Origin of the sequence: Flavobacterium profundi (genome assembly GCF_006491645.1) — a bacterium.
Classification (GTDB): domain Bacteria; phylum Bacteroidota; class Bacteroidia; order Flavobacteriales; family Flavobacteriaceae; genus Flavobacterium; species Flavobacterium profundi.
Map to the genome: position 1 here is coordinate 185070 of NZ_VDCZ01000005.1, position 25285 is coordinate 210354.

At 34.6% G+C, this 25285-nt stretch carries 13 protein-coding genes; 8 read left to right on the forward strand and 5 right to left on the reverse strand.

The annotated features are described in order from the left end of the window. Positions 1-14 precede the first annotated feature (14 nt). Genes hemL through FHG05_RS08880 form a run of 4 tightly spaced genes read right to left on the reverse strand, consistent with a single transcriptional unit; the run spans position 15 to position 5025 of the window. Positions 15-1298: a glutamate-1-semialdehyde 2,1-aminomutase gene (gene hemL, locus FHG05_RS08865; protein ID WP_140997652.1), complete on the reverse strand. Its 1284-nt coding sequence runs from the start codon at positions 1296-1298 to the stop codon at positions 15-17. Next, a complete protein-coding gene (locus tag FHG05_RS08870) occupies positions 1298-2161 on the reverse strand; it encodes a glucosaminidase domain-containing protein (protein ID WP_140997703.1) in 864 nt (287 codons plus the stop codon). The genes hemL and FHG05_RS08870 overlap by 1 nt, the downstream gene beginning before the upstream one ends. After that, complete coding sequence (locus FHG05_RS08875) at positions 2161-3054, reverse strand: 1-aminocyclopropane-1-carboxylate deaminase/D-cysteine desulfhydrase (RefSeq protein ID WP_140997653.1); 894 nt, start codon at positions 3052-3054, stop codon at positions 2161-2163. The genes FHG05_RS08870 and FHG05_RS08875 overlap by 1 nt, the downstream gene beginning before the upstream one ends. Before the next feature lie 60 nt (positions 3055-3114). Further along, positions 3115-5025 carry a T9SS type A sorting domain-containing protein gene (locus FHG05_RS08880; protein WP_140997654.1) on the reverse strand — a complete coding sequence of 637 codons (1911 nt, stop codon included), beginning with the start codon at positions 5023-5025 and terminating at the stop codon, positions 3115-3117. A 332-nt stretch (positions 5026-5357) separates the two neighbouring features. Here FHG05_RS08880 and FHG05_RS08885 point away from each other — a divergent pair, with 332 nt between their 5' ends. From FHG05_RS08885 to FHG05_RS08895, 3 genes are all read left to right on the forward strand, one after another. Then, positions 5358-11981, forward strand: a complete 6624-nt coding sequence (locus tag FHG05_RS08885; RefSeq protein ID WP_157504215.1) for a GEVED domain-containing protein — start codon at positions 5358-5360, stop codon at positions 11979-11981. 169 nt (positions 11982-12150) lie between these two features. Then, on the forward strand, positions 12151-17118 hold the full coding sequence (locus tag FHG05_RS08890; RefSeq protein ID WP_140997656.1) for a GEVED domain-containing protein: 4968 nt from the start codon (positions 12151-12153) through the stop codon (positions 17116-17118). Positions 17119-17290: 172 nt separating this feature from the next. Beyond that, the gene (locus tag FHG05_RS08895) at positions 17291-18691 is read left to right on the forward strand and encodes a hypothetical protein (RefSeq protein ID WP_140997657.1); all 1401 of its coding nucleotides are present in this window, start codon (positions 17291-17293) and stop codon (positions 18689-18691) included. 4 nt (positions 18692-18695) lie between these two features. On the opposite strand, the gene FHG05_RS08900 is transcribed toward FHG05_RS08895, so the two are convergent. After that, positions 18696-19022, reverse strand: a complete 327-nt coding sequence (locus tag FHG05_RS08900) for a hypothetical protein (protein WP_140997658.1) — start codon at positions 19020-19022, stop codon at positions 18696-18698. 116 nt (positions 19023-19138) lie between these two features. Here FHG05_RS08900 and FHG05_RS18385 point away from each other — a divergent pair, with 116 nt between their 5' ends. The 5 genes from FHG05_RS18385 to ilvD all read left to right on the forward strand — a co-directional run bounded on the left by FHG05_RS18385 (position 19139) and on the right by ilvD (position 25278). Beyond that, positions 19139-19315 (forward strand): DUF5522 domain-containing protein, encoded by a 177-nt coding sequence (locus FHG05_RS18385; RefSeq protein ID WP_159780654.1) that lies wholly within the window; start codon positions 19139-19141, stop codon positions 19313-19315. A 187-nt stretch (positions 19316-19502) separates the two neighbouring features. After that, a complete protein-coding gene (locus tag FHG05_RS08905) occupies positions 19503-21488 on the forward strand; it encodes a urocanate hydratase (protein ID WP_140997659.1) in 1986 nt (661 codons plus the stop codon). A gap of 91 nt (positions 21489-21579) precedes the next feature. Then, a complete protein-coding gene (locus FHG05_RS08910; RefSeq protein ID WP_140997660.1) occupies positions 21580-22104 on the forward strand; it encodes a DUF4136 domain-containing protein in 525 nt (174 codons plus the stop codon). A gap of 587 nt (positions 22105-22691) precedes the next feature. Then, complete coding sequence (locus FHG05_RS08915) at positions 22692-23594, forward strand: branched-chain amino acid transaminase (protein ID WP_140997661.1); 903 nt, start codon at positions 22692-22694, stop codon at positions 23592-23594. Between the two features lie 4 nt (positions 23595-23598). Continuing rightward, positions 23599-25278, forward strand: coding sequence for a dihydroxy-acid dehydratase (ilvD, locus tag FHG05_RS08920; RefSeq protein ID WP_140997662.1), 1680 nt, complete (start codon positions 23599-23601; stop codon positions 25276-25278). Positions 25279-25285 lie beyond the last annotated feature (7 nt).

The following is a 25285-nucleotide window of genomic DNA, read 5'->3' on the forward strand; positions in this document are numbered from 1 at the left end:
ATATATAACTTACATTATTTTGCCGTAACTTCTTGAATAACTTGGATAGTGTAATCTAAGTCTTCGTAAGTTAAAGCATCCGTTATAAACCACGTTTCGTAGGCAGATGGCGCTATATAGATTCCTTTAGCCAATAAGTCATGGAAAAACTTTTTAAAATGATCATTATCGCCATTTTTAGCTGTTTCAAAATCATATACAGGATTCGCATCGAAATGAACTGAAATCATCGAGCCCACTCTATTAATTGTAAAAACAACTTGATTATCTTGTAAAACCTTACGAATTCCTTTTTCTAAATAAGCAGTCTTATCTTCTAATCTTTTGAAAATTTCTTGATCCTCCTGGAGTGCTTTCAACATTTCATAACCTGCAGCCATAGCTAATGGATTTCCAGATAAAGTTCCTGCTTGATATACTGGTCCTAAAGGTGAAAGATAATTCATAATTTCGTTTCTAGCAGCAAAAGCTCCTACCGGTAAACCTCCTCCAATCACTTTACCAAAACAAACAATGTCTGCCTTTACTTGATACAATTCCTGAGCACCACCTCTTGCTAATCGAAACCCTGTCATTACTTCATCAAAAACAAGCAGTGCACCATTTTCAGAACAAACTTCTCTTAGCTGTTTTAAAAAGTCTTTTTTGGGTGGAATGCAACCCATATTTCCAGCTACAGGTTCTATAATTAATGCAGCAATTTCACCTTTATTCGCTTCAAACAACTGTTTTACATTATCAATATCATTATATTTAGCCAATAAAGTATCTTTAGCAGTTCCTGCTGTTACTCCAGGACTATTAGGTACTCCAAAAGTACTTGCTCCACTACCTGCAGCAATTAGAAAAGAATCAGAATGCCCATGGTAACAGCCAGAAAATTTAATTATTTTTTCTCTTTTAGTAAACCCTCTTGCTAAACGAATGGCACTCATACAAGCTTCTGTTCCTGAACTCACGAAACGAATTTTGTCGATATTTGGAACCATCGATACCGCTAAAGCTGCAATTTTAGTTTCTAATTCAGTAGGAGTACCAAAAGAAGTTCCTTTTTTAGCTTTTTCAATAACTGCACTAACAACAGGTTCATAGGCATGACCTAGAATCATTGGTCCCCATGAGTTAATGTAATCTATATACTTATTTCCATCCTCATCATATAAATAAGCTCCTTTAGCTTCTTTAACAAAAATAGGAGTACCTCCTACCGCTTTAAATGCTCTAACTGGTGAGTTAACTCCGCCTGGAATAACTTCATTAGCTTCAACAAACAGTTGATTACTTCTTTTGTATAACATTATTTTATTTTTATTTTTTGACCAATTGCTAATGTATTATCTTTTAATCCATTAATTTTTTTAAGTTCTTCTACAGATAAATTAAACTTTTTAGACAGCGAATACAATGTATCACCTTGTTGTATGATATAAAGTACTATTGGCTCATATTCAGATTTATCCTCTTGAGCTATAAAATCTTTTTTTGATTTATCTCTTTGTAAAACTTCATTATCGTATTGATCTAATTCATACCTTTCAATGATACCAATTAGTTTTGCAGGATATTTTGGATCTGTAGCATAACCCGCTGCCTTAAGTCCTCTAGCCCAACCTTTGAAATCACCTTTATCCAATTCAAATAATTTATTATACCTGCTTCTTGAAGTTAAAAACAAAGAATGATCTCTGTAGGAATCTGCAGGATCTTGATACTTTCTAAAACATTCCTGAGCAGCGTCATCATCATGTGTAATAGAGGGTCCATTCCATTCTTTATGACATTTTATTCCAAAATGATTGTTTGCTTCTTTACACAATCTTCCATTCCCTGCACCAGATTCTAAAATACCTTGTGCCAAAATTATACTTGCAGGAATTCCATACTGTTGCATATTTTGTTTGGCAACTTCTTTAAACGAATCGATGTAAGCATTCACATTACTATAAGTAACAGAAACTTTTGAAGTTGCTTCCAACTCTTCTTTTTCTTCTGTTTTTTCTTGTATAATAGGTTTCGTACTAATAATAGGGCTCGTATTTCTTGTAGTGTTGCCATTTCTAGTTGTAACTGTTCTATTTTTAGCAGTTGTACTTCTTTTATTTTTTGAAGAACCACAGCTAAAAACAAGAAAGGCTACAGCTAAATAAATTATTTTCTTCATCATGCGTATTGTAATAGCTCTTTATTTTTCTTTTCTCTAATTTGATTTATTCCTTTAATACCTTGAAGTCCTCCCGTATGAATCAATAAAATTTTGCTGTTATCAAGAAATTCTCTCTTTTGAATCATATCTAAAACTCCAAACATCATTTTCCCTGTATAAATTGGATCTAATGGAATTGAGGTTGATTTGTAAAAATCATTTAAAAAAGCAATCAGTCCATCCGTTACCTTTCCGTAACCGCCAAAATGATACTCTGAATTCATGGTCCAATTCTTTTTGGTCACAAAATTACAAATTACATCAGACAAAAAATTACCTTTTAATGCTGAAAAACCTACTATTTTTTGATTTTCTTTGGACGAATTAATAATTCCAGATATTGTTCCTCCTGTACCAACCGCACAACAAACATAATCGAAATCGCTATCCATAGGCTCTAAAATTTCTTCACAACCTTTAATTGCTAATGAATTAGTACCTCCTTCAGGCAAAATATAACATCCTACATAACGTTGCTTTATATCATTTAAATAGCCTACTTCTTCTTTTTGGGCATACATAGATCTTGAAACAAATTCGAATTCCATACCAAACTCTTTTGCTAGAGATAACGTTGGATTTTCAAATAACTTATCTTTCCATTCTTCTCCTCTTATGATACCTACAGTTGCAATACCATATTCTTTCCCAGCTGCAGCAGTAGCAAGAATGTGATTGGAAAAAGCTCCCCCAAAAGTAATGAGCATTTTTGACTCTATTTTAAGCGCCTCCTCCACATTATATTTCAATTTTCTAAATTTATTACCCGAAATATGAGGGTGTAATAAATCTTCTCTCTTGATATATAATTCTATAGAATAAGGCAAATCTATATCTATTCTTTGATTCACAGCACAAAATAACAAAAAAACCTCGATAAAATCGAGGTTTTTTCTTTATTATAAAAAAAACTATTGTCTTGAGACAACTATTTTCTTATCTATATTTTTATTTTCTAAAGTAGATAACTTAACAAAGTATACACCATCAGTTAAGCCTGAAGTTGAAACTTGAATTTCAGACGCATTCCCTAAATTATTTTTATTGACTACCATTTTTCCAGTAGCATCATATAAACTCAAAAGTTTTACTTCTTGCTGCATTGGATTAAAGATAGTCAAGAATTGACTGTCATTATTTTGGTAAACCTCAAAAGATTTCACAATTTCATCTTCTAAACCTAAAGTGTTTTCTTGATTTTTGAAAGTAATTTCAAATCTATTTTTATAAACCCCTGGAGGAAGTGTTATACTAAAAAAACTATTTTTAATATCGTAATAAATGTTTGTTTCTTTGTCATGTAAAAAGATATCTTGAGCAAGATTAAAATTAATCAATTCATTCACACTCACTTTAAAAGTAGTTTGAATATCAGCTTTAAAAGCTATTGGCATTTTTTTATCGATATCAAAATTTAAAGTAGAAATTACAAATTGTTTATCCCCTTGTAATGGAAAATAAACATCTCTTGGCAGACTAGATTCTGGAGTAATGGCATCAAAAGCTGGATCATAACTATCTGTAGCCATATCATTAAAAGCTAAAGCTGTTTCTCTGGTATATTCATCATTCATAATCGTATGAATTTTAAATTGAGGAACTTGTTGCTTTGAAAACTGAGTATAATCAACATTAGCAATGTTTGGTATAGCACTCCAATTACTATTTGAAGCTTCATCATTTGAAGAACGCTCAAATTGAGAATTATTTTCAGGTGCTTCTTTTACAAAAGCGCGGTATAAATTTTTCATCTGAGCATTTCCAGAACTAACAACACCTTGTATCATAAAACCTTGTCCAACTGGGGCAAACATTCTTAAATAAGCATTAGCAGTCGAAGATCCGTTAGAATTAGGAGTACCATCAGAATTATAAGTGTTCCAAGTAGCTGGAGTGTATGTACCAGGAGAAAAAGCTGTTGCTCCATTAGCTACATATACACCATACCCTCCCACATATTCAGATACATAATGAGACGTCGCTGGTTTTTGATGTTCCCAAAAATAGGCGTTACCATTAATTATAGGTGAACCTGTCAAGGTATAAGCACCCGTACTATAATTTACTGTATATCCACTATTTTCTAATAAAAATAAATTTAAATTGATTGCTGAAGGATATGGATTCCCAGTTAAAGTCCTATTTGGGTAATCTGGACCTGCTGCATTACCAACAGGTATAGAAATCAAACCTTCATTTGGCTTTCCTCTAAAATCATATCGTTGATTATTTCCAGGGTTATTTGCAACACCTTCATTAGTATCTGCAATTACAGTATCTGTACCCGAAACCCCTTTCATCGTAAACCCTTCACCAGGATTAATTGTGGAAGCATTACCCACATATGCCCATTGCCCATATTGATTGGATTGAACAAATTTATAAATCCATCTTGAAGCAATTGATAAAGAGGAATTAGTAGCAACTCCATCTAATGTGGCACTAGGAAGAATTGTAGCGGACGAACTGGTAATTAGTGCTGTAGGTCTATTCAATCTCGTAATTCCAAAAGCGGCATTCCCAACAGAAGCTGATGGTACTCCTACTGGTGAACACCAATAATTATAACCATATTGATTTGAAGTACCTTCTTGAAAAACAGACAAATTCCCCAATCCACGATTACTACTTGTTGCTGTATTTCCTTGAAGTAATTGGGAACTATTTCTCAAATACATATTGGCATTATTATCAAGATTAACATCCTGACCCACATACACATACGCATTATTAACAAAAACATAACTGTTTGGACTCACATACATTTGCGCATTCATATCCAAAACAAATAAAACTAAAAAATAAAATAATGTTTTTCTCATAATCAAGAAATTTTATTAGTACACTTTGCAAAAATAATTAAAAATTTATAGCCACTGATACTTAACAGATTAAATACCAATAAAATCTTTAAAATACATGTTAAAGATACAAAATTATATCTTATGATTTTATAAAACCACTTATAAAAACATGTTTAATAATCAAAAAAAACCGACGAAAAGCACTAAAAACAGCTGAAACATACTTTTTTTAACATAAAATACAGATTATCTATTGGTTATGTTAAAAAAAGAATTATTTTTGTACTAGCTTATGGTTAAAAATATGCTAATAACCAGTAGAAAAAATTACTAATTTAACCAAATCGTCTATGAAGTTACTTTACTCATTTGATGGGTTGTGCTCTTTTTTTGCCCAAAAATACCACAATCTAATGATAAACAATTTTTTAATTGTTTTATATGTTCTTTTATTTTCATTATTTTTTAATAACGAAACATATTCTCAAACATATACCGACAACACACCTGGAACGAACTCTTTTGTGGTTCCTTGCGATGTAACATCTATCACAGTTAGCGCTTGGGGTGCTGGTGGTGCTGGAGGCGCTGCTGATAACAATTCAAATGGTGGTTCTGGTGGCGGTGGCGGTGGCTACAGTAGCAGAACATTCACTGTAACTCCTGGTCAAACTATTACTTATACAGTTGGAGCTGGAGGAAATGGAGGAAATGGGAACGGACAAAATGGAGGAAACACCACAATTTTAACCTTAACAGCGAATGGAGGTACTGGTGGAGGACAAAATGAAGGCGCAGTAGGAACTGGAGGCTCAGCAAGTGGAGGAACTACTAACCTAACTGGAGGAATTGGTTCAATTGGAATAGACATTGGCATAATAACTGTTGGCGGTGCTGGTGGTACGGGAGCAAATGGAGGTGCTGGTGGTGCTGCGCTAACTGGAGGAGGATCAAATAACGGAAATAATGGAACCGGCCCTGGTGGTGGTGGTGGTGGTGCTAGAAGAGTTACCAATAGTGGAGGAAGAAGACAAGGAGGAGATGGAGCAAACGGACAAATTCAGATTACCTATACTTCTACATTACAAAACTATTGTACACCCTCTTTCACTACATTTGTTTTACCTATTACAAATGTAACTTTTGCTGGTATTAACAATACAACTTCAAATACAACTGGTGGTTCATCATTAGAAAGATTTTGTAGCACAGGTAATGTCATACGTACAAACTCTTACACTATCTCTGTATCAGGAAACACTGATGGTAATTATACAGACTATGTTAGAGTATATATTGACTGGAACCAAAATGGAAACTTTGGAGACAATACTAATGAAATTTACGATATAGGAACAATTACAAATTCAAATGGAGTTGATGGAATATTAACTTCTAACACGATATTAGTTCCAAATACTGCTTCTATAGGTAATACTACTATGAGAGTTATGAAAAGATGGAACGGTTACTCGACTGATGCCTGTCAAACAGGCGGTGGATATGGCCAGGCAGAAGACTACATAATAAACGTGTCAGCTATTGCTCCACCAACAGTAACTAGTTTCACTCCTACAAGTGGATGTGTGGGTTCTACTTTTGACATTACAGGTACAAATTTTATTGGTGCAACTGCAGTAACAATAGGAGGAACAAATGTTACTTCATTCGTAGTAAATTCATCAACTTCAATAACCGCAACTGTTGGTACTGGGACAACGGGTCAAGTAAGAGTAACAAACTCTGCTGGAACGGGTACTTCATTAGGTATTTTTACAGTAGTTGCCACACCAACCATTACTTCCCAACCCGTTTCAACTTTAATTTGTAAACCCGGTAACGGATCATTTAGTGTTACCGCTACAGGCGCTACTTCTTATCAATGGAGAAGAAATGGGGTTAATTTAACCAATACAGCTCCATATAGTGGAGTTAACACAGCTACTTTAACACTTACAGATCCTGCTTTGGCTATAGCTGGAACATTTGATGTAGTAGTTAGTAACGGACTTTGTTCTACAACTTCTAATACTGCTTCTTTAACTATAGATACAACTCCTGTCATAAGTTCTCAACCAACTGCGACATCAATTTGTGAATCTGGAAGCGGTTCTTTTAGCGTGACAGCTACAGGTGGAACTACATACCAATGGAGAAGAAATGGAGTAAATTTAACAAACACTGCTCCTTACAGTAATACTACAACAGCAACATTAACAATAACCAATCCTACAGTTGCAATTGCAGGTAATTTTGATGTGGTTATTACTTCAACATCTGGATGTACTGTAACTTCATCAACTGCAGCTTTAACAGTAATTGCTACTCCAGCTAACCCTGGAAACCCAACGAGTGATTCTCCTCAGTGTAATCCAACTGGCGTTACCTTAACAAGAACAGGAACTCCTCCAGCAGGAGAAACTTGGTATTGGCAAACTGCTCCAGGAGGCACAAATACAACTAATAGTGCTAACACATTTGTAGTTAATACCTCAGGCACTTACCATATAAGATCAAGAAATAACGTAACAGGATGTTGGAGTATTGGAGAAGGTAGCTTAGCAGTAGTTGTTAACAACGCTCCTACAGCTATTGCAACCACACCTAGCCCAACAACTTCTACTTCTGGAATATGTTACATGGGATCTGGTGCCGTATCAAGTATTTCATGGGCAGCGGTTGCTGGAGCAACTTCATATGACGTTTATTTTGGAGCTGGGAGCTTACCTGCTGTAGTAACTACAAACACAGTATCAACATCCTATAACACTGGAGCTCTTGCTGCATCAACAACCTATTACTGGAAAATTGTACCAAGAAACGCTTGTGGTATTACTACTGGTACACCAGTGGTTTGGAATTTTACCACTACTGACAAACCTTGTTATTGTCCTTCAACAGGAAGCACAAGTTCTTATGGCGTTACTGGTGTACAATTCAACACCATTAACAACACTTCTACTGCTACCAATGTTGCTTATTCTAACTTCACAGCAATTTCAACAACCGTTTTAAAAACAGTTTCTTATAACATCAATGTATATGTAAACACAAACGGCAATAACACTAATTACCAAACTGTTTGGATTGACTGGAATGGTAATGGCTTATTTACCGATGCAGGAGAAACATATAACTTAGGTACCGCTACTAATACAGCAAATGGTCTAAGTTCTGCATGTCCTTTATCAATAACGGTTCCAGCAGGTGCTATCACAGGACAAACAAGAATGAGAGTACAATCTAAACTTGGTTCAGCAACTGGTAGTTCATGTGCAACTGGTTTTAGTGGAGAAGTGGAAGATTATACACTGGATATTATTCCAGCATCGCCATGTAGTACTCCTACAGCACAACCTACAGCCTTATTGTTAAGTCCTACAGGAACTTTTATATCAGGTTCATTTACACCTGCATCGCCAGCGCCAAATAATTATTTAGTAGTTTATAATACTACAGGTACGGTACCAACTCCTACAAATGGTTCAACATATTCAGTTGGTGGTACCATTGGAGCTGGAAATATAGTAGTTTCTACAGATAACAGCACTAGCTTCACAATTTCTGGGTTAACCAATACAACGACCTATTATGTTTTTGTATTCTCTTACAATTCATTTTGTACAGGTGGACCAAGATACAATACAACTAGTCCGTTAACAGGCTTCACTACTACTAATACACAAAATTATTGTACTCCTTCAGTAACTTTAGGATTACAATCTTCTAATTATATTACTCAAGTAAACTTTGTTGGAAACTTAACTAACTCAAGCAACACCTCTACTTTCTCTACCAATCCTGCTGGATTTCAAGATTTTTCTTCTTTAACTCCAAAAGCAAGTCAAGCTCAAGGAGAAGGAGTTAATATATTTGTAGATACAAATAGAAATACCGCAGTTTATATGAAAGCTTGGGTAGACTGGAACAAAGACAATGCTTTTGATGATACTACTGAAATTGTTTATCAATCAACTAGTGCCTTTTTAAATACTACTTTTGGTTTTATTGTACCAACTGGAACAACACCCGGTGACTACAGGATACGTATTAGAATTAACGTAGGTAGCAATAGTTTTACTTCTTGTGGCAACTTAAATAGTGGTGGTGAAACTGAAGATTATACCTTCACCGTTATTGCAAATTGTGCAGCAAAAATACAAACGATTGCTTCTGCAACGAGATGCGGAACTGGCACTGTTACTTTAGGAGCAACAGGAACTGCTGGAACAACCCAATACAGATGGTATTCTGCAAAAACGGGAGGTGTATTAGTAGGCACATCAAATACTACTACTTGGACTACTCCTTCTATTTCAACAGATACTCCTTATTATGTAACAGCTTTTAATGGTACTTGTGAGTCATTATTCAGAACACAGGTTATTGCATATGTAAAACCCGTTTCAAATATTACTTTTACAACTTCCAATCCAGAAGTGTGTGGTGAAGACAGTATTATAGCACTTACTGCAAGCACAACGACTGAAAGAATCTCATTAATTAATGAAAATTTTGAAAGTGGTTTAGGTGTTTTTGCTAACAACAGTATCGCTAGTCCAAATACAGCTATTACAAATTGGCAAATTAGAAGTAGTACTTACGTACCTCCATACCCAACGTATCCAGTTTGGTACCCTGCTATTTCATCAGGATTTAGTCCGAATCAATTTGCCATGACCACTTCTGACTTGTCAACTGGTGGAAGTTCATTTGGAAAAGTAGAAACAGCTTTAGAATCATCAGCAGTTAACACCACTGGTTTCTTAAACCTTACGTTATCTTTCAGAATGTATTTTTCAAGCTACTATGATGCAAATAGTGCAACTGTTGAATATGTAATTGTAGAATACAAAAATGGAAGTGGTGCATGGACCGCAATTCCATCTGCGATATTTGTATCTGATGTAGGAATCGGAAATCAATTTGCAACACAAACATACGACTTAAGTTCGTATACTAATATTGCATCTTTACAACTTAGATTCAGATATAAAGCAGGTTGGTGTGACGGAGTAGCCATCGATGATGTACATTTATATGGCGACAAGCCTTTAACTCCTGCCTTTACATGGACAAGTGCTTTACCAGTAGATGCTTACATTGATGCTGCTTGTACTATTCCTTATACTTCTGGTACACCAATTTCAACTGTATACATCAAACCAACTGTAACACAATTAGAAACGCCTAGTTATTCCTTTACAGCTAATGCTAATTTAACAAACGGTTGTTCTACTAGTTCAACAATTAATGTTACCAATAAAACTAAAATTTGGAAAGGTGGTTCTTCAACCGACTGGAATGATGCTAATAACTGGTCACCTGTAGGCGTACCTGATATTAATACATGTGTAATTATTTCTAACACAGGAGTGAATTCAGTATTGAACACAGGTGCTAATGGAATTGGGAAGAATTTAACCATAAAATCAGGTTCAACTTTAAATGTTCAAAATAGTAAAGCTTTAACAATAAAAGAATTCATTGTAAATAATGGTACATTTAATTTAGACAATAATACAAGTGTTATTCAAATTGACAACACTCTTAACTCTGGATCAGGAACAACTACAATGACTAGACAAGGAGTTACTACTAACACTTATGATTACATCTATTATTCATCACCTGTTACTAGTTTTCCTGTAGCTAGTTTATCTGGAAGTCCTAGATATGTTTGGCAACCAACAGTAAACAGAGCTCCTACATATCCAAGTAATTTTGGTACATGGGTAAGTGCAAGTGGCAATATGACTGTTGGTAAAGGATATATATCTAGACAAGGTGTAGCTGGAACAAAAACTGTAAATTTCACAGGTACTTTAAATAACGGAAATTTAAGCATTCCAGTATCTAGAGGTACATACAACGGTGCAAACTATACAGGACCAACACCTACTCCAGTTACAAAAGATGATGACAATTTAAATCTTATTGGTAACCCATATCCATCAGCAATTAGTGCTATAGATTTCTTGAATACGAATACAAACCTAGAAGGTTTTGTAAAAATTTGGACACACGGAACTGCCGTAAGCACTTCTACAACAAGTCCTTTTTATGAAAACTATCAAAGTAATTATTCTATTAATGATTATATCACATACAATTCAACTGGTACCTCATCCGGTCCAGGTGTATTTGGAGGACTTATTGCTTCAGGTCAAGGATTCTTTGTTCAAATGAAACACACTTCTGCTTCAACCACAGAAAATGTAAATTTCACAAATAGCATGAGAAACGCAGCATATAGCAATAGTCAGTTCTATAGAGATGTTACCAATGAAGTAGAAGCCAACAGAATTTGGTTAGACCTAACTAAAGAAAATGGTCCTTCGGTAAGAACTTTAGTAGGTTATATTACAAATGCAACTGATGATCTTGATCGTCTTTATGATGCACCAGCAGTAGATAAAAATTATTTCGATATCTATTCTATTCTAAATTCAAGTGAAAAACTAAACATCCAAGGTAGAGCGCTCCCATTCAATGAAAACGATCAAGTAGCTATCGGAATGTACATTGCACAAGATGGTAATTACACTATTGGAATAGGAGCTGTTGATGGTCTTTTCGGAGATACCAATCAAAATATCTATTTAGAAGATCTAACAACTGGAATTATTCACGATTTAAAACTTACACCATATAGCTTTAATTCAAATTCTGGAAATATAGACAATAGATTTATTTTAAGATATAATAACTCTAATAACTTAGGAAATCAAGATTTTGAAACGAATGAAAATGACATTCTAATCCTTACAAATGATTATCTAACCATTAAATCATTAGTTAAAAATATTGAATCAATAACAATTCATGATATTTTAGGCAGAAATATTACAACTATTAACCAAATTAATTCTCTTGAAAAAGAAATTAAAAATATTCAAAAGAATAATGCTCCTTTAATTATAGAAGTAAAATTAGATAATGGTTTTACCGTAAAGAAAAAGATTATCTTTTAATATCAGTTGAAAATAATGTCTTAAAAATGAAAAGCCAGTCTATGACTGGCTTTTTTATTAAATCACAATGAAACAAACTTTAAAAAAATAAAAATAATTCATAATTTTTTGGTTTTTTTTAACATTATGTTTATTTTGGTCTAAATTATTTGCTTTTAATAGATATAATATGAAAAAAAATTACATTTTTCTAGCCCCACTAGTTTTTGTAACAATCTTCTTTTTTAACCTATCTTTTTCTCAAGGCTCTAACTGTTCAACAGCAACAAGCTTAACAATTAATGGTCCTTGTAGCAGCGGAACAATTACTGACGCTACTGAAAACACCCCAATTGCTTCTGGCTGTGCATTTAATGTATTTAGAAGAGAAGGTTGGTATACCTTCACAGTAACCAGCGGACCTCAAAACATCACCATTACTGCTGAAGGAAATAATCGAGATTTATTTCTTCAATTAATCTCATCAACTTCATCATGTACTGGATTAACCCAAATTGCATGTGCAAATGACACACAAGCAAATGGGACTCAAACAGAAACCATTAGTACTGTTTTACCAAACGGTATTTATTACATCAAAGTTATTAACAACCGAAATAACAATGATATGGTTCTTAATAGTATCTGCGTTACAGCTCCTGCAAGTGCACCCACTAATGATGATTGTACTGGAGCAACACCTTTAACTATTAACTCAACATGTACTTATTCTAACTATTCTACTGTTGGAGCTACAGCTTCAACCACACCCTCTACTCCACCAACACCTGATTGTGCAAACTATTCTGGAGGAGATGTGTGGTTTTCCTTTACAGTTCCTGCTAACGGTACCGTCACAGTTGATTCACAAACTGGAACAATGACAGATTCTGGAATGGCATGGTATACAGGAACATGCGGAAGCCTAACTTTGTTAGAATGCGACGATGATGACAGTAGCAATGGATACATGTCATCCATTACAAGAACTGGATTAACACCTGGAACAACCATTTATGTGCGCTTTTGGGAATATGGAAATGACAACCAAGGAACATTTGGCATTTGTGCTTCTTCGCCTTTACCCTGTTCTGCTCCCTCATCACAAGCCAATAACTTTACTTCAGGAACAATAACTTCTACTGCTTTTCCCGCAACTTTTAACGGAACGGCTGATGGGTATCTCGTAATTCGATCTTTATCTGCAACACCACCAACACAACCTTCAAACGGAACACTATACAATTCAGGAAACATAAGTAGTTTAGGAACAGGATTAACATTTGTACAAAGCAATACCTCTACTTCAATATCAGGCACAGGCCTAAGTGGTAACACACATTACTATTATTATATTTATGCTTACAATAACAATAGTTGCTCTGGAGGACCAATTTATAACACATCTGGACCGTTAACAGGAAATGGAACCACTTGTTCTTCGACACCCACCCCAATTGCAACGAATTCAACTTTAACGAGTATTGATTTTTCGTGGCCATCTTGTGCTGGTGGAGGTGCCAATTCAGTTACCTATCAATTGCAAGTAACAATGGATGCGGGTTATACAATTAATGTACCAGGATCTCCCTTTACAATTAATGACCCTACTACTAATAGAAATGTAACAGGACTTAGCGCTAATACTAACTATTATTACAGAATTAGATCTTCAAATGGATGTAACAGTCCATACACATCTGGTGTAGCTAAAACAGGGTATTGTACTGCAAACAATACCACAAGTACAAGTTACTATATAAGTGGTATAACAACTTCTGGAGCTTCAACCAATTTTACTAATTCTCCAACTGGATTTACAAGTGGAGGCTACGCAGATTATACTTCTTCTTTCACAGTTTCTCAATATGCCGGACTTGGATTCAATATTACTACAACTCACCCATCGAGTACATATGGATATTCAGTTTGGGTAGATTGGAATAATGATTTAGATTTTGATGATACTGGTGAAAACATAATAAATACAGGATACTTATCTAGTCCTGCCTCTATAGGAACTATTACAATTCCTAATGGAACTCCCGCAGGGAATTATAGAATGAGAATTCGAAATGCTTATCTCAGTAATCCAGCCCCTTCTTGTGGCGACTTCCAATATGGAGAAACCGAAGATTACACTTTAAATTGTTTAGGTTCATTACCTTGTGCTGGAGGACCAACAAACATTATTGCCAATGTAACTTCTCAAACAGATGTGGCTATTTCTTGGATAGCCGGATCTCCAGTACCTGCAAATGGATATCAATATTATTTAGCTTCATCAGCTACACCAGTTCCAAGCACTGGAACCACTCCAACTGGTTCTATAGGTAGTGGTACAACATCAACAACATTAACTGGATTAACTCCTGGAAATACTTATTATATTTGGATACGATCTAATTGCGGTGGAGGATTAGGTCAAGGAGCATGGGGTAACTATGTTCAATTTACCATGCCTACTTGTAATGTAGGTGATAGCCAAGGAACCACCACTCTAGGTTGTCCGTCAGTGACATCAGGAGGTTTAAGTTTAAACGGATCTGACCCATCTCCAATTAATTGTTCTGCTGCTTCTACTTGTGTAGATTTAGAAGCTACCTATTTAAATTTAGGAGACACTTCTACTTATAGTGTAGAATCTATACCATACAATCCACCTTATCAATTTAGTTGTTTAAAAAACCCTGTTAGTGTTAATGTGGATGATATTTGGTCTCCAATTATTAATCTCCCTTTTGATTTTTGTTTTTACGGAAATACATACAATCAATGTTTAATAGGATCAAATGGTGTAATTACATTTGATACAACAAATAACATACCCGGCGACTATTGTGATTGGAGTTTTTCAGCAAATTTACCTGTAAGTGGAGATGGTGCTTTGGTTGAAAATTCTATTTTTGGTGTTTTCCATGATATTGACCCTTCAGTTGGAGGTGAAGTTGGGTGGGAATTAATCACACTAAATACGGGATGTAGAGCTCTTGTTGCTTCATGGAACGATGTACCAATGTATGACGAAAATTCAATTCTATACACTGGCATGATGGTTCTTTATGAAAATACAAATGTGATTGAAGTGTACATTAAAGAAAAAAATGTTGATAATTTTGGTGCTGGAAGTTGGAATGACGGTAATGCAGTAGTAGGTGTTCAAAATGCAGATGGCACATTAGCAACAGTTGCACCAAATAGAAATGGATTAGATGCGAATTGGTCCGTTACTAATGAAGCATGGCGTTTTGTACCAGACGGAACTTCAATTACCTCTATAAAATGGTATGAAGGTTCAGGAACATCTGGTCTAGTTGTAGGAACAACAGATCAAATAAATGTGTGCCCAACTGCTACTACAGTATATACTGCTGAAGTTACCTATACTTTATGCGGAGGAGCTACTTTAACAGAAATTGATGAAACAACAGTCACTGTTAATGGAGGCAAAACATGGACAGGTTCAGTAAGTACTAATTGGAACGATAATAACAACTGGTCTCCTACCGGAATACCTACTTCTTCTGACTGTGTAATTATTCCTGTTACTGCAAATGATCCAATTATTTCTGGTACAAATTATGATGCTAATGGTTTAAATCTTACCATTCAAAATGGAGCTAATTTAACTGTGAATCCAACAAACAACATCACAATTACTAACTGGATTAACAACAATAGCTCAGGTATTTTAACTTTAGAAAACAGTTCTAGTTTAATTCAAATTAACAATGCTACCAATACCGGCGCAATGCATATGACTAGAGATGTTCAAGCAAAATTATACGATTATATTTATTGGTCATCTCCAGTATCAAATTTTGCCGTAAGTGATATAACTGGCAGTTACCACTATAAATGGGAACCTACCTTACCTAGTGCTTACACAAGTGATTATGGAAACTGGTCAAGTACTTCCGAAGATATGGTCATTGGTAAAGGTTATATTGTTAGAACACCAAATAATTTTACAAGTACTTTACAAACATTAACCACTACGTTTGTTGGAACACCAAATAATGGAACCATAACAACACCTATCAAAAGAAGCACCTACAATGGAGCTAATTATACAGGTCCAACAGCAACACCCATTACAAAAGATGATGACAATTGGAATTTGATTGGTAACCCGTATCCATCTGCTATTGATGCTATTGACTTTTTAACTTTAAACACCAATATTGATGGATTTATAAAAATATGGACACATGGAAATCTTCCAAGTTCTGCTGTAGCGAATCCATTTTATGAAAATTACCAATACAATTATTCTTTAAGTGATTATATTACCTATAATGCTTCAGGAAGTTCTTCAGGACCAGGTCTATTTGGTGGCTATATTGCTGCTGGCCAAGCTTTCTTTGTCCTAATGAACCATTCAAGTATTTTAACAAACGAAACCGTTACGTTTACCAATACTATGAGAAGTGCAAACTATGACAATACTCAGTTCTTTAGAAATGGATCACATCAAGAAGTTGAAAAAAATAGAATATGGTTAGACTTAATTTCTGAAAACGGACAAAGTGTACGAACATTAGTTGGGTATATTGAAGACGCTACAAATGCTATTGATAGACTTTACGATGCTCCTGCACCGAATAAAAATAATTTTGACATTTATTCAATAAATGAAAACAACAAATTAGCCATACAAGGTAGAGCTTTACCATTTTTAAATACCGAAGTTATTCCACTTGGAATGTATCTAACTCAAGATGGAAATCACACCATTGGCATTGGTGCCTTAGATGGTATTTTTGAAGACAACAACCAATCTATATTTCTAGAAGATCTTCAAAATAATTCCCTTCATGATTTACGAATAAGCCCTTACCGCTTTACAAGTTCGATGGGTTCTATTGATAATCGTTTCCAATTAAGGTTTACCGAAAACACATTAAACAATACTGATTTTGAAAATGACGAATCTAACATCCTTATTATCTCTGCTGATAATTTAGTTGTTAAATCTAAAAAAGACATTATTGAGAGTGTACAAATACATGACGTTTTAGGCAGAATCTTAGTAAATCTTAAAGCAGTAAACACTAGGGAAACAATCATCTCTAACCTACAACAAAACAAAGCCCCTTTGTTCATAGAGATAAAACTTAAAAATGGAAATTCAGTGACTAAAAAAATAATTTTTTAAAAAATAATAATTCTAAAACTACTATCCTCTTCTCAAAAAGAAGAGGATTTTTTTTACAAAAAAATCTCTTAATCAATAAAAATAAGTGTTTTTTTAACAAAAAAGGCAATTTATTTGTAATCATTTAAGATTTACAAACAATATTTTTACAGATAACCCAAAATAAATTGTTATGAAAAAACTTCTATTTCTCAGTTTTACTGTAATTAGCACCTTCACGTATTCACAAGTAGGAATCGGAACCACTACTCCAAATGGAGCTTTAGAAATAACATCAACCACGCAAGGAATTGTCCCACCAAGAGTCGCATTAACGGCTACAAATGTGGCTGCTCCTGTAACAAACCCACAAGGAGGTGCCTTATTAGCTGGAACATTTGTATGGAATACGGCAACTGCTGGAGCTTCACCTAATAATGTTTCTCCTGGACTTTATTATTGGGATGGTTCAAAATGGGTTGCTTTTGCTGGAGCTTCTGGTGGATTAGATTGGTCACTACAAGGAAACAGTGGTACAACACCTGGTACCAACTTTTTAGGAACAACAGATACTCAAAACGTTCATTTTTACACTAACAATTTAGAAAGAATGCGTATTTTAAGTGGTGGAACTATAGGAATCAACTCAGTTGGCTCAACTGCAAGTCAAGTAACTGTAGCTGGTGCTGGAACAAATGATGCCGTAGCAGGTACTGCAAATGATAACGTAGCGAATGCTTTTTGGGGTAGAAATGCCAATGCTACTGGAACAGCAATTATAGGAGCTACTAATGGCATTACAGGAGTTTTCCCTAGTAAAGGTGCTGGTGTTGCAGGTTCTGCGACAAATGGAGTTGGTGTTTATGGAAGTACAGGTAACGGGGCGCCAAATAATGCAGCACACAATGGGAATTTTGCAGGTAGCTTTTCATTAGACACAGATAACAATGTATCCACAAACAACAGTAGTGCCTTTGCAAGTATTGCAGGAAAAAACGAACAAGCCATTGCAGCTATTAGTGGCACAACTGTACGATTTTTATATGGTGGTTATTTTATAGGAGGTACCGCATCTGGTGGTCAATCTTACAGCTATGTAGGTCTAAAATACAATCATAACAATGACGCTACGGCTACAGGAGGAACCAATTATAAAATTGTAGGTAACGGTCTTGTTTCTACTTTAATACCAGACGAAAACAATCAACCTAGAATCATGTTTTGTCCAGAAGCTCCTGAAGTTTTGTTTGAAGACTATGGTGTTGGACAACTTACCAATGGAACCACCTATATTGAGTTAGACAAAATAGTAGCTAAATCTCTTAAAATAGACGATAAACATCCACTTAAAGTATTCATTCAATTAGAAGGAGAATGCAACGGTGTTTATGTTACTGAAAAATCAGATAAAGGATTCAAAGTAAAAGAATTGAATAATGGAACGAGCAATGTAAGTTTCTCATGGCATATTATTGGAAATCGTGCAGATGCTGTAGATGCTTCTGGAAGAGTTACTTCTTACCACCAAGACTTGCGATTACCCTATGGTCCAAAACCTTTAGAGGAAACTAAATTAACTTCTAAAAAAAAATAAAACATTAAAGATATTTGATCCAATTCCAAAAAGGCCTCTTCTTTAAATAGTCGAGGTCTTCTTCATTTGCATAAGACTCTTTTTCAAAAGAAATATTTCTATACGCTTTTTTCCAACTTCTATACATAAAATAACGCACAAGAAATTCCAAACCATACCATACAAAAAAAGGAAGCACTAACATTTCCAATTGCTGTTTAATATGAATTCGCTCATGATTAAGCAAAACAGCATTTTTACCGTCTTCCTCTTGAGTAACAATTACAAAAGGGTAAATTGTAATCCCTTTATAGCGCTTATTCGTAAAAAAACGTACGACTAGAAGAATCATAGTATTGCATTTAATTCAAAAAACTACTCATATTTAAATAAGAACTATAAGTAATCTTGGATAAAAATATTTATTTTTGGGGAATCTAAAAAGTATTTTAGATAAAGATTGCAGTCATGAACAATAAAATAGACCCAAATACCCTTATTGAAGGAGAAGATTTTTACTATACTCCAGAAGGTTATAAATGTTTTACTGAAAAATACCATCTTAAAAGAGGCTATTGTTGCAAAAGCGGTTGTAGACATTGCCCCTATGGTTTTGACAAAAAAACGGGCACTATAAAAAAATAAACATGGACATTACATTCGTTCGATATAAAATCACCATTTATAAAACCTATCACAGGTCAGATATCCGTTACCCTTAGTTGTTATTTTGGGCGTGCCCTCCATTCCATTACGGTCGGGCTATTCGCACTACAAGGTAGTTTGCTTCTATCCCTCACGCAAAAACAAAAATCAACAAAAATAACTTACAATGACTTTTAAAGAACAAATACTTCAGGGAATTCCAAATGAATTACCTCCAGTTAAAACATATGAAACGCAAATCAATCACGCTCCTAAAAGAAAAGAAATTCTTTCAGATGCTGAAAAAAAATTAGCTTTACAAAATGCACTTCGTTATTTCGAACCCAAACATCATGCTACCCTATTACCCGAGTTTAAAGCAGAATTAGACAAATATGGTCGTATCTATATGTATCGCTTTCGTCCAGATTACGAAATGAAAGCACGTCCATTAGACGACTATCCAGGAAAAAGTAATCAGGCTAAAGCCATTATGCTAATGATTCAAAATAATTTGGATTATGCAGTCGCACAACATCCTCACGAATTAATAACGTATGGTGGTAATGGAGCCGTTTTTCAAAATTGGGCACAGTATTTATTAACGATGCAATATTTGGCAGAAATGACAGAAGAACAAACCTTAGTTATGTATTCAGGTCATCCTATGGGTTTATTTCCAAGTCATAAAGAAGCACCAAGAGTAGTGGTAACGAATGGAATGGTTATCCCTAATTACTCTAAACCCGATGATTGGGAAAAAATGAATGCTTTAGGGGTTTCTCAATACGGACAAATGACAGCCGGAAGTTATATGTACATTGGCCCACAAGGTATCGTTCACGGTACGACAATTACCGTTTTAAACGGATTTAGAAAAATAAAAAAATCACCCCAAGGAAGTCTTTTTGTTACTTCTGGTTTAGGCGGTATGAGTGGCGCGCAACCTAAAGCCGGTAATATTGCAGGTTGTGTTACGGTGTGTGCAGAAGTCAACCCAAAAATCACACACATTCGTCATTCTCAAGGTTGGATTAATGAAATTATTGAAAACATAGAGGATTTAGTCCCTAGAGTTAAAAAAGCTTTAGAAAATAAAGAAGTTATTTCAATTGCTTATTTAGGTAATGTTGTAGAAGTTTGGGAACGTTTCGATGCTGAAAATCTTACTATCGATTTAGGTTCTGATCAAACTTCTTTACATAATCCTTGGGCAGGAGGCTACTACCCTATCGGATTTACTTTTGAAGAATCTAATGAAATGATGGCAAACAATCCGCAACAATTTAAAGAAGAAGTTCAAAAAACGTTACGTCGCCACGCTGATGCTATTAATAAACATACAGCTAAAGGAACCTATTTTTTTGATTATGGTAATGCTTTTTTATTAGAAGCTTCTCGAGCAGGTGCTGCAGTTATGAATGAAAATCCTACTTTAGGAAGAGAATTCAAATACCCAAGTTATGTGCAAGACATCATGGGACCCATGTGTTTCGATTATGGTTTTGGTCCTTTTAGATGGGTTTGTACTTCAGGAAAACCAGACGATTTAGCTAAAACAGATGCAATTGCTTGTGCTGTCTTAGAAGAAATGATGCAATCTGCTCCAATAGAAATCCAACAACAAATGGCTGACAACATTCAATGGATCAAAGGCGCTCAAGAAAACAAATTAGTAGTGGGTTCTCAAGCTAGAATATTATACGCAGATGCAGAAGGAAGAATAAAAATTGCTGAAGCTTTCAATCAGGCAATTGCAAAGGGTGAGATTGGTCCTGTAGTTTTAGGAAGAGACCATCATGATGTGTCAGGAACCGATTCTCCATACAGAGAAACCTCAAATATTTATGACGGCTCTCGTTTTACTGCTGACATGGCCATTCAAAATGTAATTGGCGACAGCTTTAGAGGCGCTACTTGGGTATCTATTCACAACGGTGGTGGCGTTGGATGGGGAGAAGTAATTAATGGTGGTTTCGGCATGGTTCTTGATGGTAGTAAAGAAGCATCTAGACGTTTAGAGTCGATGCTTTTTTGGGATGTGAACAATGGAATTTCAAGGAGAAGTTGGGCTAGAAATGAAGGAGCTATTTTTGCAATAAAAAGAGCTATGGAAACGCAACCTTTATTGAAAGTTACCATCCCTAATATAGTTGATGAACATTTGTTATAAGTTTAAAATGGCTTATTAGTTAAATTATTTAACCTAAACATTTTAAACAACTGTAGAATAAGGTTAAATCATTTGCTAAAACATTACAATTATGAAAACATTACAATTTATTTCATTAGGTTTACTATTTATCTTTGCTTCTTGTAGCTCAGTAAGAGTTAATGCAGATTATGATAAGAATGTAGATTTTGCTAACTATAACACTTATGCTTACTTAAAAAGTAGCATTGACAAAGCTGAAATATCTGATTTAGACAAGAAAAGAATTTTACGCTCGATTGATGAAGTGATGTCAAGCAAGGGATTTTCAAAAAGCGAAAATCCAAGTATGTTAATAAGTATCTTTACCAAAGAAAGAGAACGTGTTGATGTATATAATAATGCCGGCTTTGGTTGGGGATGGGGATGGAATCCATATTGGGGAATGAATTATAACCGTGTTTATACAACTCCAGAAGGAACTCTATTTATTGATATTATTGATGCTAAGTCAAAAGAATTGGTTTGGCAAGGAGAAGGCAGTGGTTATTTAACAAAAGATACCAATAAGAAAGACGAACGTGTCAAAGAGTTCGTTTCTAAAATCTTAGCACAGTATCCACCAATTAAAAAATAATATTTCAATTATCATATTTTACAAAAAGAAGTCGAAAAACGAAATTTATTTTAAAAAAAGAGTTTTTTCCATATTAAAATCCATTATTTTAATAAAAATAATATCAAATTAAAAAAAAGAAATGGAACAATCGTTTTTTTGCTTACTTTTGTAAAAGTTAATAAAACACATGTATAAAAAAGTTATCATTATTGTCTCTATTATTATTCCTCAAAAAGGATAGGAGACTTTATGCATAAACATATCAAAAGCCTCCTACTCAGGAGGCTTTTTTTATTTTAAAATTATTATGATTCAAAACAACGTAATTATTGTCATTATTATCATTCGTCCAAAAAAACGAGTCAGGTAACTATGCAATTAAATTACAAAGCCTTTCTCGTAAAAACAGAAAGGCTTTTTTTATATCCATCACAAAATCAATTTAGCAATTATACAAACTCATTTAACATCATAAAAAACAAAAACGAAAACAATTGAAAAACAGATACTTATAAAAAAAATGCAACTTTTAAATATTGTATAAGATTAAAATTCTAAAAATAATAAAAAACACATCCTAGTACATTTACATTAACAACAATAAAATGAATACAAAAAACAATCCATATTATTCTTCAGAAACATTTCTTTTCTATAATGGCGAATTTAAAAAAGCTTCTGAAACAACAACTGATCTTTTTGGGCAAACCTTGCATTATGGCTATGGTGCATTCGAAGGAATCAGATCTTATAAAACAGATGAAGGAACAAAAATTTTCAAAGCTGTTGCACATTATGAAAGATTGAAAAAATCATGCGAATTAATTAACATCCCTTTTGAATATTCTCTTGAAGATTTAATTGAAAAATCGTATCAATTACTAGAAAAGAATAATCTCGATGATGCTTATCTTAGACCTATCGTTTTTTGCGATCCAAATATGAGCCTTACCAAACCCACAGGTGTAAATCTTATGATTTGTGCTTGGAAATGGGGAACCTATCTAGGTGATAACTTATTGCATCTTTCCGTTTCTTCTTATTGTAGACCGCATCCAAAATCAATTAAAATTGAAGCTAAAGTTTGCGGGCACTACATCAATTCTATTTTAGCAACTAATGAAGCTAAAAATAATGGTTTTGATGAAGCATTACTCCTCGATTGTGAAGGATATGTGGCAGAAGGTCCAGGAGCAAATCTTTTCTTCGAAAAAAATGGAACTCTTTTCACACCTCAATTAGGGAATATCTTACCTGGAATTACTCGTGCTACGATAATTGAACTTTGTAACAATCTCGGAATCAAAATTCAAGAAGGCCAATTTACACTAGACCAATTACTACAAGCTGACGCTGCTTTTTATTGCGGAACGGCAGCAGAAGTGATTGGCATTACATCTATTGATAAAAAGGAGTTCCCACTAGACTGGGAAGAAAGTCTTGGCAAAAAATTGCAAATCGCTTATAAAAACATAGTAACAGCAAACCAATTTTCATTACAAAATTAAAATCATGTCTTTAAACAAACATAGTCGCACCGTTACACAAGATCCTACACAACCAGCTGCTCAAGCCATGTTATATGGTATTGGCCTAACCGATACACAATTAGCACAACCTTTTATCGGAATTGCTTCCATGGGATACGATGGCAATACCTGTAACATGCATCTCAATCATTTGGCTACTTTAATTAAAAAAGAAATAAACGATACCGAAATGGTAGGTTTAATTTTTAATACTATTGGTATTAGTGATGGTATTACAAATGGAACCGATGGTATGCGTTATTCTTTAGTAAGTAGAGAAGTTATTGCAGACAGTATTGAAAGTGTAGTAGATGGCCATTATTATGATGCCGTAGTGGCTATACCTGGTTGTGATAAAAATATGCCAGGTTCCATTATAGCCATGGGAAGATTAAACAGACCTTCCATCATGGTGTATGGAGGCACTATTGCTCCAGGAAAATATCAGGGAAAAGACTTAAATATTGTTTCGGCTTTTGAAGCTTTAGGTGAAAAAATTGCTGGAAAAATATCAGAAGAAGAGTTTAAAGGTATTATCAAAAATTCATGTCCGGGCGCGGGTGCTTGTGGTGGGATGTATACGGCAAACACCATGGCAATTGCAATAGAAGCTTTAGGCATGAGCTTACCCTACTCGAGTTCCAATCCTGCGGTATCTCATGAAAAAATAGAAGAATGTGAAAAAGTGGCGCATTATATCAAATTACTTTTGGAGAAAAACATTTGTCCGAAAGACATCATGACCTTCAAGGCTTTTGAAAATGCTATCACCACTTTAATTGCATTGGGCGGAAGCACAAATGCGGTCCTGCATATTATTGCTATGGCAAAAAGTGTGGGCGTAAAAATCACCCAAGATGATTTTCAAAGAATAAGCAATACAACACCACTTATCGCAGATTTCAAACCAGGAGGTAATTACTTAATGCAAAATCTTCATGAAAAAGGAGGTGTCCCTATGGTATTAAAATACTTACTATCAAAAGGAATGCTGCATGGTGATTGCTTAACTGTTACTGGACAAACTCTTGCTGAGAACTTAAAAGATATACTAGATATTGATTTTGAAAATCAAAACATTATCAAACCTATAGAAAATCCTATTAAAACTACAGGCCATTTACAAATTCTGTATGGCAATTTAGCAGAAAAAGGGTCTGTAGCTAAAATTACAGGTAAAGAAGGTGAAAAATTCTCTGGTCCTGCTAAAGTTTTTGATGGTGAGAAAGAACTGATAAAAGGGATTGAAGATAAAAAAATACAACCTGGTGATGTGGTCGTTATTCGATATGTGGGTCCAAAAGGAGGCCCAGGAATGCCTGAAATGTTGAAACCCACTTCTGCCATAATTGGTGCGGGTTTAGGCAAGAGTGTTGCTTTAATTACTGATGGAAGGTTTAGTGGTGGAACACATGGGTTTGTCGTAGGCCATATTGCTCCAGAAGCGTATGATGGTGGCACCATTGCATTGGTAAAAGATGGCGATCGCATTGAATTAGATGCTGCAAACAATTCTATTCATTTAGCTATTTCAGAAACAGAGTTGGAAAATAGAAGAAAAACTTTTGTCAAACCGCAACCTAAAGTTAAAAAAGGAGTTTTATACAAATATTTACAATTAGTAACAGATGCTTCGGAAGGCTGTGTTACAGACGAACTATAATTAAGAA